General features: G+C 50.2%; 11 protein-coding genes and 5 tRNA genes. 7 read left to right on the top strand and 9 right to left on the bottom strand.

What is annotated here, in order from left to right:
• From BUB16_RS04450 to queA, 9 genes are all read right to left on the bottom strand, one after another.
• Positions 1-95, bottom strand: a 95-nt coding sequence (locus BUB16_RS04450) for a GTP-binding protein (protein WP_139240183.1), incomplete at its 3' end; no start/stop codon positions are given.
• 65 nt (positions 96-160) lie between these two features.
• Positions 161-232 (bottom strand) — tRNA-Thr (locus BUB16_RS04445).
• A 24-nt stretch (positions 233-256) separates the two neighbouring features.
• Positions 257-329 (bottom strand) — tRNA-Gly (locus tag BUB16_RS04440).
• A 109-nt stretch (positions 330-438) separates the two neighbouring features.
• Positions 439-521 (bottom strand) — tRNA-Tyr (locus tag BUB16_RS04435).
• A gap of 115 nt (positions 522-636) precedes the next feature.
• Positions 637-708: transfer RNA gene (locus BUB16_RS04430), tRNA-Thr, on the bottom strand.
• A 197-nt stretch (positions 709-905) separates the two neighbouring features.
• Entirely contained in the window at positions 906-1,526 is a 621-nt protein-coding gene (locus BUB16_RS04425; protein ID WP_073059892.1) for a DedA family protein, read from the bottom strand.
• Positions 1,523-2,002 (bottom strand): 2-C-methyl-D-erythritol 2,4-cyclodiphosphate synthase, encoded by a 480-nt coding sequence (gene ispF / locus BUB16_RS04420; protein ID WP_073059890.1) that lies wholly within the window; start codon positions 2,000-2,002, stop codon positions 1,523-1,525. Before ispF ends, BUB16_RS04425 begins: the two co-directional genes overlap by 4 nt.
• A gap of 7 nt (positions 2,003-2,009) precedes the next feature.
• On the bottom strand, positions 2,010-2,708 hold the full coding sequence (gene ispD, locus BUB16_RS04415; RefSeq protein WP_073059887.1) for a 2-C-methyl-D-erythritol 4-phosphate cytidylyltransferase: 699 nt from the start codon (positions 2,706-2,708) through the stop codon (positions 2,010-2,012).
• A 13-nt stretch (positions 2,709-2,721) separates the two neighbouring features.
• Positions 2,722-3,768: a tRNA preQ1(34) S-adenosylmethionine ribosyltransferase-isomerase QueA gene (gene queA / locus BUB16_RS04410; protein WP_073059885.1), complete on the bottom strand. Its 1,047-nt coding sequence runs from the start codon at positions 3,766-3,768 to the stop codon at positions 2,722-2,724.
• Positions 3,769-3,876: 108 nt separating this feature from the next.
• Between queA and BUB16_RS04405 the strand changes: the two genes are divergently transcribed.
• The 7 genes from BUB16_RS04405 (at position 3,877) to BUB16_RS04375 (ending at position 10,980) form a co-directional block, all read left to right on the top strand.
• Positions 3,877-3,965, top strand: a tRNA-Ser gene (locus BUB16_RS04405).
• Positions 3,966-4,195: 230 nt separating this feature from the next.
• Positions 4,196-4,729 carry a hypothetical protein gene (locus BUB16_RS04400; RefSeq protein ID WP_073059883.1) on the top strand — a complete coding sequence of 178 codons (534 nt, stop codon included), beginning with the start codon at positions 4,196-4,198 and terminating at the stop codon, positions 4,727-4,729.
• Positions 4,730-4,744: 15 nt separating this feature from the next.
• The gene (locus BUB16_RS04395) at positions 4,745-5,197 is read left to right on the top strand and encodes a LytR C-terminal domain-containing protein (protein ID WP_073059881.1); all 453 of its coding nucleotides are present in this window, start codon (positions 4,745-4,747) and stop codon (positions 5,195-5,197) included.
• 6 nt (positions 5,198-5,203) lie between these two features.
• Positions 5,204-5,617, top strand: coding sequence for a ribosome silencing factor (rsfS, locus tag BUB16_RS04390; RefSeq protein WP_073059878.1), 414 nt, complete (start codon positions 5,204-5,206; stop codon positions 5,615-5,617).
• 9 nt (positions 5,618-5,626) lie between these two features.
• A complete protein-coding gene (locus BUB16_RS04385; RefSeq protein ID WP_073059876.1) occupies positions 5,627-6,052 on the top strand; it encodes a hypothetical protein in 426 nt (141 codons plus the stop codon).
• A 2-nt stretch (positions 6,053-6,054) separates the two neighbouring features.
• The gene (locus BUB16_RS04380) at positions 6,055-7,029 is read left to right on the top strand and encodes a 2-hydroxyacid dehydrogenase (protein ID WP_073059874.1); all 975 of its coding nucleotides are present in this window, start codon (positions 6,055-6,057) and stop codon (positions 7,027-7,029) included.
• A 69-nt stretch (positions 7,030-7,098) separates the two neighbouring features.
• On the top strand, positions 7,099-10,980 hold the full coding sequence (locus BUB16_RS04375) for a HAMP domain-containing histidine kinase (RefSeq protein WP_073059872.1): 3,882 nt from the start codon (positions 7,099-7,101) through the stop codon (positions 10,978-10,980).
• Positions 10,981-11,090 lie beyond the last annotated feature (110 nt).

The raw sequence follows: 11,090 nt of genomic DNA, 5'->3' as shown, positions 1-11,090 counted from the left end.
ATCGCGGCCGTCAGCGTCGTCTTCCCGTGGTCCACGTGACCGATCGTTCCTATGTTTACATGAGGCTTATTGCGTTGAAATGTCTCTTTTGCCATGAGTACAGTGTTTACAGTTAAATGTTACAATCACATCGATGTTTATTGCATTGCAGCACTTCGTGAGCCGTTAGTCGGATTTGAACCGACGACCCCTTCCTTACCATGGAAGTGCTCTACCCCTGAGCTATAACGGCTTGGGTGCATATCCCAGCGGGATGAGCGGGCGACCGGAGTCGAACCGGCAACATTCACCTTGGAAGGGTGACACTCTACCAATTGAGTTACGCCCGCTTGACTTGAATGGCAAACCACAATCTACAAGTTTCAAGATCGACTGCAGATGAACTGCTATAACTTGTTTGTCATTATGTACCATTTGTTATTTGCCATTTAAAACAAGTGGGGGGAGCAGGATTCGAACCTGCGAAGTCTCACGACAACAGATTTACAGTCTGCCCCAGTTGGCCACTTTGGTATCCCCCCAGGGGATCAATATCAATATATCAATTATTCGACAGCGGCTAAATACGCAAAGCAGACTTCAATAGTAGCCAGTATGCAAAAGCAATCCGGCTTACCCACGGTTTATCCCGACATGAGCCAGCGGCCGGATTCGAACCGACGACCTGCTGTTTACAAGACAGCTGCTCTACCACTGAGCTACGCTGGCTTATGTCGGGACTCTCCTGCCGGGCCATCCCGGCGTTATCGGGATCAATAACTGCTTGTCAACCTAATATCTGAGCTAAGTTACCAGCCTCCTGCCGAAAGACTCGAAAGCTAAGCACAGTTTTTATTTTTGTCAACAATGAAATATGATAAAATTTCATTGTGTGCATCTTTTTATCCCCCTGCTAAAATCGCCTCTTACTTTCTGTAATAATGAATTCCTATCCGAATGAGCACGTAGAGTACCACCATCCCGAGGATGACCTTCCCGTAAATCGAAAGATATTCCCCGATTAATTTCCAATTCTCGTGCACGACCCATCCGAAACCGAGCAAAATTCCATTCCATAAAACCGAGCTTATCGTTGAACACAAAACCGTAGAACTGATGCGCGTATGACCAAGTCCGGCGGCCAGGGAAATCACCGATCGCGTACCGGCCAGAAACCGGTTGGCAAGGACCACGCCGACGCCCCATTGCTGCATCCACAGGCGTACCTTGTTAAGGTACTTTACGGGTATAAAACGCAAGACCCGTACTCCTTTCTGTTTTTGTTCTATTTGTGCTCCCCACCGGTGACCTATCCAGTACATACTCATAAAGCCAAGGACCGATGCAACCGTCGTCAATACTAAAATGGGGATCAGCCCCACGACCGATTCTGCCGCCAGATACCCGCCGAAAGCCACCAGCACATCCCCCGGTATGGGGGGAATTACATTTTCGAAATAAGCGACCAAAAAGAACACCAGGTAAATACTCACCGGGGGTAAATTCTGGATTAACTGAACTATTTCCCGGGTAAACTGCTCGATCATAGCTTCTCCGGCGTTAAGAGCGCTACTGCACGGGCCGACATTCCCTGCCGGGTTCCCTCGAATCCCATTCCCTCGGAGGTCGTTGCCTTCACGGAAACCTGCGTGACATTCAGCTGAAGATCCTCCGCAATATTCTGTCGCATCTGCAGGATATGGGGAGCCAGCCGGGGAGACTCAGCTACAATCGTAGCATCTATGTTCGCTACTGCATACCCCTCCTCGCTGACCCGTCTGACCACTCGACGCAACAATCCACGGCTGTCGGCACCGGCATACTGCTGGTCGGTGTCGGGAAAATGTTGCCCGATATCGCCCAGTGCGCAGGCTCCCAGCAAGGCATCCGAGATGGCATGCAGGAGTACATCGGCATCAGAATGACCCGCCAACCCTTTGGGGAAAGGGATGTTCACCCCCCCTAAAATCAAGGGCCGGCCTTCTGCAAGGCCGTGAACGTCATAACCATAGCCAATACGCATCTTCAATTCAATCCTGATTCTGAATATTATCAATAATTAACTCGGCCATCTGAAGGTCCAGCGGATAGGTCAGTTTCATATTCATACGATCTCCCTCAACCACTTTAACCGCTTCTCCCAACCGCTCGACGAGGGAGGCGTCGTCGGTACCCGTAAACCGGTCTTGTGCCGCCCGTTCATACGCTTTGACAAGCAGTGATTTACGAAAAACCTGAGGCGTCTGCGCCTGCCACATTGATGACCGGCGAGGCGTCTCCCGAACAATATGACGGTCATCCACGCGCTTCATCGTATCTTTTGCAGGTATCCCGAGCAATGCGGCGCCTGTTTCGGAAGCCGCCCGGCAGCACGCTTCGACATGGGCTAATTTCACAAACGGGCGAACAGCATCGTGCACCAGGACCAGATCCACATCGGCTGTTCTCTCCAGGGCGTTGCGGATGGAGTGCTGCCGCTCCGCCCCGCCGATGACCGCCTCTCCGGCTACGTCATCGGGCAAAACGGCTTCCATAATGTCCCGGGCCCCGGCAGCAAACTCTCCGGATGTTGCTACGATCACCTGCCGCAGGGACCCGAGAGGCATAAAAACACTCAACGTACGTTCCAGAATCGTCTGACCTCTCAGCGTCAGGAACGGTTTCGGAACTTCTTTTCGCATCCGGCTTCCCGATCCGGCTGCAGGTATTATAAGTGCTTTGGTTGCCAAAGGGTCATTCGGATTAAATGATCAACATTGCATCGCCAAAAGCAAAGAAACGATAGTCATTTTCTTTGGCTTCCTCGTACGCTTCCATTACAAAATCATAGCCGCCGAAGGCTGCCCCAAGCATCAGCATGGTGGATTCGGGGCGGTGAAAATTTGTTATCACGCCTTCTGTAATCTTAAAGTCATAAGGTGGATAGATAAATTTATCGGTCCAACCCGTTCCCGGTTTGGAAATACCGCTGGCTGTAATACTGGTTTCTATGGTCCGCACGGCGGTCGTCCCGCACCCCACTACCTTATGGTCGCTGCTTGCCAGGGCCTCATTAATTTTATCGGAGGTTTCCTGGGAGATGTGAAAATTTTCCGAATCCATCCGGTGCTTGGTCAGGTCTTCCACTTCCACCGGCCGAAAGGTGCCCCATCCGATATGCAGGGTAATCGGCAGCATTTCGACGCCCTTGTCTTCCAGCTTTTCGACCAGTTCTTCCGTAAAATGCATGGCTGCGAAGGGAGCGGCAACGGAACCGCGCTCTTTGGCGAAGATGGTCTGATACTGCTCCTTGTCTTCCTCCTTGGCGTCCCGTTCGATATACGGGGGCAACGGCATTTCACCGATATCATCCAGGAGTTTATACAGCTCTTCATTCGTCCCTTCAAACAGGAATCGAATGGTCCGTCCCCGCGAGGTCGTATTATCAATGACCTCAGCCATGAGGTTGGGACCAAAATACAGTTTATTGCCTATGCGTATTTTTCGGGCGGGCTCAACAAGTACATCCCAGAGCATATTTTCGGGCACCAGCTCGCGCAGAAGGAATACTTCAATATCGGCATCCGTCTTTTCCTTTTTCCCTTTCAGTCGCGCCGGAAAAACTTTGGTGTCATTATAAATGAGCACATCACCCTCATTAAGATACTCATGGATATCGGAAAACTTTTTATGGGTGATTGTCTCGTCCTCACGGTCCAAAACCATCAGCCTGGCAGCATCGCGCGGTTCAACAGGTTCTTCGGGAACGTTATAATCGTCTATATCAAATTTAAAATCGGTTAGTTTCATTAGCGAACTACAGCCTTTTATTTTGTTTTATTAACCCGTATTTTTATGAAATTCAAAGCTTTCAAATATACTCTTTTTTCATCCGGAGGACAAGTTCGAAATTTATACGGAGGTGTGCCAGAGCGGTCGAATGGGGCGGTCTCGAAAACCGTTGAGCCGTTTTTACGGTTCCGGGGGTTCGAATCCCTCCACCTCCGCATTCCTCCGCTAAGATTTCGGAAGGGAGGCGCAGCGGTACCGATAAGTCTTCACAGCCGCCTGAATACCCCGGCACAATACCTTGTCCCTTCGATGTCTCGGGGAGATGTTATATATGCACAAAAACTCTTTCTTTCAGGCTGAGACTTTGTTATACTTATATAAAGAGATAACCGTTGTATTGATACGTACGCACTGAAGAGATTAACTAATTCCGGATATTAGCGCTATGAAAAAATCGTCATTCCTTCCATTTGTGGCTGGGCTTATCATATTAACCATCGGCCTCCATTCCCTGGCGTCGGCTCAACTGCGGAAAGACCTCAATAATTCATCAGAGCTCATGGGACCCGTAATTAAGCAGGACCCGAGCGAGGGCGGCAATCTCGGCAACCTGTTTAACATGCAGATGGATCATTCCTATTCCATGATGTTTTCCAGCTACGGGGGACAGATGCAAAATATGAACGCCTATACGAATACGATGCATTTTTTCTTTTCGGAAAAACTCACCGGGCGGGTAGATTTGTCGCTTCTTCATTCTCCGTTCGGCAACAGCTTTATGTCGAATAATAACGGTGCTGGAAATGGTATGAATACGGAATTTATTCTCCGCAATGCGGAGTTAAATTACCAGATCAACGATAAGAGCAACATCAGCATCCAGGTTCAGCAACTGCCCAATCACTACGGCATGAATCCCTGGGGGATGGGTCATCAACGCTATAATCCTTTCTACACAAGGCATAATATTCTTGATTGATCCGACCGGCACCGTATGACGTCAAGCAACAAGGACTCTAATTCATTTGCCCTTAATGCCGCCATCGGTTTCCTCAGCCTGCTGTTAGTACTCCTGGCATTCGGGCTTTTTACCCGGTGGGTGTATCCCCGGATAGAAAACCAGCGCTCCGAAGAGGATTCCAAACTCATCGGCAAGATCATTCAGCTGGAAGTTTTAAATGGCTGTGGCGTTCCGGGCCTGGCCAATACATTTACTACCGCGCTCCGTAAAAACGGGTTTGATGTAGTGGAAACCGGCAACTTTAAGAACTTTGACATGACCGAAACGGTTGTAATAGCACGAACGACAGACAAAAAAAACGCACGGCGCGTAGCCGAAGCATTGGGTATACGCCCGGAAAATGTTTTTGTAGAAGCATCCGAAGATTTTTATCTCGATGCGACGGTCGTTATCGGTTCTGATTACGAATCATTAACACTCAATTAATTTTACATGACCAATACTTCTCCCCGGGAAGATCAACAATTTACAAGCGTTGACAACAGGAAAACAGCCGACTCCGGCCGACTTATTGAAATTATTACAGAGGCTATGCTCGATCGAAAGGCTGAAGATATCACCGTATTGGATGTCCACGAACTTACTACTCTTACCGACAAATTCGTGGTGTGTCACGCTTCAACAGATGTCCAGATTAAAGCTATTGCCAATAATATTGCCAAAGAGACCAAGAAAGAGCTGGGCGAACAGGCCTGGCGGGAAGAGGGACTGGAGAGCCGCCGGTGGGTCATCCTTGACTATGTCAATGTGGTGGTGCACATCTTTAAAAAAGAGCTTCGCGATTATTATGCACTCGAACGTATGTGGAATGACGCCCCCGTCCGTAAAATCGAAGATGAATCCTGATCCCCGGCCATGCCCAGACTTTTCCTGTTAGCAACGGCAGCTTTCTGGGTTATCGGCGCCTGCGCTTCCACCGATAACAAGGAGCAATCCGATACCGCGGATTCCTATCCCCATCTTATCGAGCTCAAAGAACCCAATAAGACCGCCAGCCAACCCGGCAAGGTCTACATCGATTCAGTCCGGCACATTACGAGCGGAGCTCATGAAGGATTGCTCATCGCCGGCAACCTGTCCGACGGCTGCACCCATCTCAAATCAGTAAACCATCGCATCGAAGAGGATACGCTTATCCTGGAGCTATCGGCCTGGCGTAACACCGGCGCAATGTGCACCCAGGCGCTGGTCCCCTTTTCTTATATTTACGAAAAGCTGGATTCCGTGGAGGCTGCTGCCTATTCACAAGCGATCATCAACGGTAAAACTTATTCTTTTTAGCTATGCCCAAACGTGTTCTTGTCACCGAACCCATCATCCCATCCGTCATCGATACGCTCAAAAAACATTTTGAGGTTGATGTGGGCGAGCGCGGAACCTACAACAATGAGCAGGCCCTGGTTGAGGATATCCCGCGCTACCATGCCCTGCTGCCCATGCTCTCTAATCCTGTTACGGAAGAAGTATTCCGGGCCGGCCAGAGACTGCAGATCGTTGCAAATCACGCGGTGGGTTATAATAATATTGACCTGGAAGCAGCTCATCGTAACCGGGTCCATGTCGCAAATACGCCCGGTGTGCTAACCGAATCATGCGCGGAATTCACCCTCGGCCTGATGCTGGCCGTAAGCCGGCGTCTTTATGAAGCGCAGGAGTTCCTGCTTGAGGGTAATTTCGATGGGTGGGATCCGCTGGGCTTCCTGGGAATGGAACTACGGGGAAGCACCCTCGGCATCGTGGGAATGGGGCGTATCGGGCAAGCGGTGGCAAAACGGGCACGTGCCATGGGAATGGAAATTTTGTATCACAACCGGAGTCGCCTGCCGACCGATATCGAAAAGCGTTTCGAAGCCGGATACTGCGCCGGGATAGAATCCCTGGCGCGCAAGGCAGATATTCTGACCCTCCACTGTCCCCTTACCGAAGAGACCACTCACTTAATTGATGGGAATATACTGTCCCTTATGAAAGAAGAAGCGCTGCTTATCAACACCTCACGCGGCCCGGTGGTCGATGAAGCCGCCCTGGCCCATGCGTTGCACGAGGGTACTATCGGAGGAGCCGGCATCGATGTTTTTGAAAAGGAACCAGAAGTTCATCCCAGGCTTCAAACAGCCCCGCATTGTCTTTTAACGCCTCATATAGCAAGCGCCAGCCATAAGACCCGGAAAGATATCGGGATGTTGGCAGCCAACGCCGTCATCGGAATCCTGCAGGGAAAATCCCCCTCCGAAATTCCCAACTTGATTCAACCATAATTTCGGTTCATATTCATGAGTGGGTTTCACCAAGTCCTCTCATAAGTCTGATGAATCGCTTTTTAATACATGAAAAATATTTCGGATAAGCGTCGCATTTATCGTTTGGTTGGGTGGACCTTCACAGGTTTGCTGGTGCTGCTGCTTGCCCTCGAAGGATGGCGGTACGCTATAAAACCGTCTCAGGCCAACCGGGAGTTAGTTCAACAGGAGCTGTCGGATGCAGCCCAAAAGTTCAAGGATAGTCAGCAGCAACTTCTCAACCGCTCAGAGGAATTGGCAAACACTCTTCGCCCCCAACTCCTAAAAAGGAGTACGGCCTCTGACCTTTACCGGGTTTTAGCCTCTTATTCCGACTTCTGGAGCATTTCGCTCTACCAGAGCAACCGGGCTATCGTCTGGAAAGGCTTTGCCCTGCAGAACAGGGACGGGGATCCCTATGAGAATACACGCGAACCGGAAATCCTTCTTCGCAGGCAAAATAACACGATCTTCTGGGAATGCCACATGCCCTTCAGCATTCAGAGAGACGATCAAACGATCTGGTACCGCCTCTTTACCAGCTATCGTATCGAACAAAATAATCCGCTGGCTATTGGAGACCAAAGTGAGTTTAATCTTTTCCGGTCGGATCCTTCAACGAACATTACCTACCCGCTGGATCTCAGCCTCTTCAATGAGCCCCCGGAAGATTTCATCCAGGCTCACCGGCTGTCTGACCTTTCCGGTGATTCTGTCGGTGTGGTCTATGCGACGACCAGTCAGTTTGACCAGAAAGAGGCGGAGTGGCAGAAAAACACCCGTTTTTGGCGATCCGTTTACTTTGCACTGTGCATAGGAGTCATTATCACCCTCTTCTTCGGAACAATGAATCGATTCGCCTGGTGGCAGCGCATGCTCATTCAGCTCTTGTTCATTGGGCTGGGGTGGTTGGCCTTCGCATATATCGACCTGTTTTCTTACTGGTCCGGTGTCCTTACGGAGGCTACGGGGAGTTCGTGGACCCCCGTCTTCGAGCACCTGAGTACCACCTTCACCCATGCGATCTTCGGGCTCCTTGCCGCTATAGCCATCGCCCGGAAGGTCGTCTTCTTTACACCAAAACTCAGTGTCAACTCATACCTGAGCACAATTGGACTGGCAGGCCTCTTCGGTTTCATTAACGCCGTCAGTATTCCTATCGTTTTTAACTGGATTTCTGAACAGGCCGTCTTTGGCAGTATTCCGCTCCTGGATCTGCGTATTTTTCCCTACTGGCGTACGATTTTCCTTTACCTTGTGGTCGGAACAGGCTTGCTGGCGGCCGGCATTTTAATCATCACACTGAACCGGATCTTATTCCGGGTTACCCGCCAGCAGCTCAAGCTATCGGCCACCGTACTGCCGATTACATTTTTCATCAGCCTTTTTATTGCCCAGTTCTTTATCCATGGCCAACCGGTTTTAAACTGGATATTCTTTACCAGCATCTTCGGCTTCATCATTACCGCCGGAATGGCTTTGGGATACGCACAAAATATTGTATGGATATCCTCTCTTTCGCCACTGCGTAAAGTCGTACTCGGCAGTATCTTCATTGCCGCCGTCAGCATGCCGATGTTCTACCAGGCTTATCTCAACCACCTGGATGCCCAGCTGCTGCAAACAGCCCGGGAGTACGGCCAGGAAGAAGACGCCCAGGCTCGCCAGCTGACCGAACAACTGCTCGTAGAGTTGGAACACGAGTTCAACTCCATTACCTCCGATGATATTCAAAATAACCGCTCTTCCCTGCAGGCCCGTTTTACGGAGGCCATCCAAAACTTCCTGGCTCCGCAAGGGAACATCTACTCATATGACATACAGCTTGTCAGTAATTCCGAAGAACCTATCGCCGATTACTCAACCAACCTGAACTCCCCGGACTGGACGAACTTTTATAATATAGCCTCGCTAAAATCAGCGAATGAACTACTGCAGCAGATCACCAAATCGACCATTCGTCCCTTTGTACAGCAGCCCGACCTGATTAATCAGCAGGACTACCAGACGTTTTACCGGGGATGGATCCCTGTTTTCGGCTCTTCCGACTATTCCCCCCTGGCCTGGATTCTCTGTTCGGTCTATAAAGAACGTCCCCAGTTCAACAAGCCGATCCGCGCTGTCATGGCGTCCCTGACGTATGAGGACTGGAACAATGCCTTTCTGATGCAGAAGTATGACAATGGCAAGCTGATCAATACCACGCAGAAGGGATTCACCGGCTATTTTCCCAGCTACCAGGAGCTCAATGAACCCGAACTGCAGCGGCTGGAAAACGACTCTCTTGCCTATTACAGCAATCACACTACAGAAGCCACCTACCGTATTTTACTCAAGCGGGCCTCCGAAGAACGGACGATTAAAGTAAGCACGGTGGTTGCCGAATACAGGATGATCCTGTTCTCTTTCTTCCGGTTCAGTTTCACCCTTCTCGTCGTGGGCTGCCTGGCTGCATTCATCATTCAGATAGTAAGCAGGGGCGCCATCCCCATTCTGGGGGAAAATAAACGATTTCAGGACCGTATACTGGATAGTTTTTTACTGGCGACCCTGCTGTTTCTGGGCTTTTTAATTGCATCATCACACTACGCCATTAAGCAACAGAACCGGGATATTGTCCGCCAGGAGCTCTTTGACAAACTGCAACAGCTCGCCCAGTCGATAGAGTCCAATCAATCGGTTTTTAATTTATCCCGGGATCCGTCGCTCTCGCTGGAATCGCTGGCAACCCCCTGGAATGTCGATGCCATCCTGTATGACAGCCGGCGAGTCAGGGAAACAACCACCCCCCAAATTTTTCAACAGAACCTGCTGCCGGCTGCGCTACCGTACGAAATTTATAACCAGCTGTACGTGCACCAACAACGGGAAGCCTATTCCAACGTGCATTTGGCCGGCCAGTCCCTGCTCATCGGTTACCGGTCTATTCTGAACAACCAGAACACACCCGTAGCAACCATCGCGATTCCGACGTTCCTGGAATCTCCCAAATACGACCAGCAGCTCCTGGAAACCACCAGTTATCTTATTTTAACGTACCTGCTGGTCTTCGGTCTTTTTATCCTGGGCTCGGTCTTTATCTCTAAATCACTGACGCGTCCGCTGACCCACATTCAGCGGGGACTCAATCAGATTTCGGGGGGTGATCTGGATACCACTATTCCGGTAACCAGCAGGGATGAGATCGGGAACCTGGCCAAAGCCTATAACCAGATGGTCTTCAAGCTCAAAAAACTCCAAAAAGACCTGGCCGAAGCCGAACGGGAAGCCGCCTGGAAAGAGATGGCCCAGCAGGTAGCCCACGAAATCAAAAACCCGCTCACCCCGATGAAGCTTAATGTGCAGCACCTCGAGCGACAGCTTAAAACAGATAAATATGAGGGCAAAGAGCTTAAAGAACGCATTCAAAAAATTGCCGGCAACCTGATTGAACAGATTCAGTCGCTCAGCAATATTGCTTCCGACTTCTCCAAATTCTCGCAACCTATCAGGGAGGATTTTTCTACGGTCGATCTGGGCAGTCTGCTTGCATCGGTAGCTCAACTATATCAGCATGACAACAAGCTTGATATCACCCTGGATATCCCCGCCGACCCCGTCGAGGTGCAAGGTATTGCCGATGACCTGAAAAGGGTGTTCATCAACATGGTCAAAAATGCCTATGAGGCCATGGATAAAGAGGGACATATTTCCCTTATCCTTTACGAGAAACAGGAGCACGCCTTTATCGAGATCGAAGACGACGGAGACGGCATCCCGGAAGAGGACCGAAGCCATATTTTTGTCCCCAGCTTCTCAACCAAATCCGGCGGTACGGGACTCGGACTGGCGATCTGCAAGAAAATTATAGACGCTCACAAGGGCAGCATCTCGTTCGCCTCGGTCGAGGGCGAAGGCACGACCTTTGTGATTAAGCTGCCGCTTGCTTAGAGGCATGCATGATTTGAAATGTTGGATTTTGAATTAATAATTTTTCCCTTCCTGCTTTCGGGTCTTGAGGAGACTGAAAGCCTATCTGGAAACCAATCACACAAAGGGCG

Origin of the sequence: Fodinibius roseus (assembly GCF_900129315.1) — a bacterium.
Lineage (GTDB): Bacteria > Bacteroidota > Rhodothermia > Balneolales > Balneolaceae > Fodinibius > Fodinibius roseus.
Note: the sequence above shows the minus strand (reverse complement) of the source record. Positions and strands in the feature narration are given on the sequence as shown.

Bases quoted from the DNA above. Each gene is read 5' to 3' on its own strand.
- ispF (WP_073059890.1), bottom strand. From the start codon at position 2,002: ATGCGTATTGGCTATGGTTATGACGTTCACGGCCTTGCAGAAGGCCGG.
- BUB16_RS04385 (WP_073059876.1), top strand. From the start codon at position 5,627: ATGCCCAGACTTTTCCTGTTAGCAACGGCAGCTTTCTGGGTTATCGGC.
- BUB16_RS04400 (WP_073059883.1), top strand. From the start codon at position 4,196: ATGAAAAAATCGTCATTCCTTCCATTTGTGGCTGGGCTTATCATATTA.
- BUB16_RS04380 (WP_073059874.1), top strand. From the start codon at position 6,055: ATGCCCAAACGTGTTCTTGTCACCGAACCCATCATCCCATCCGTCATC.
- rsfS (WP_073059878.1), top strand. From the start codon at position 5,204: ATGACCAATACTTCTCCCCGGGAAGATCAACAATTTACAAGCGTTGAC.
- BUB16_RS04375 (WP_073059872.1), top strand. From the start codon at position 7,099: ATGAAAAATATTTCGGATAAGCGTCGCATTTATCGTTTGGTTGGGTGG.
- BUB16_RS04425 (WP_073059892.1), bottom strand. From the start codon at position 1,526: ATGATCGAGCAGTTTACCCGGGAAATAGTTCAGTTAATCCAGAATTTA.
- BUB16_RS04395 (WP_073059881.1), top strand. From the start codon at position 4,745: ATGACGTCAAGCAACAAGGACTCTAATTCATTTGCCCTTAATGCCGCC.
- queA (WP_073059885.1), bottom strand. From the start codon at position 3,768: ATGAAACTAACCGATTTTAAATTTGATATAGACGATTATAACGTTCCC.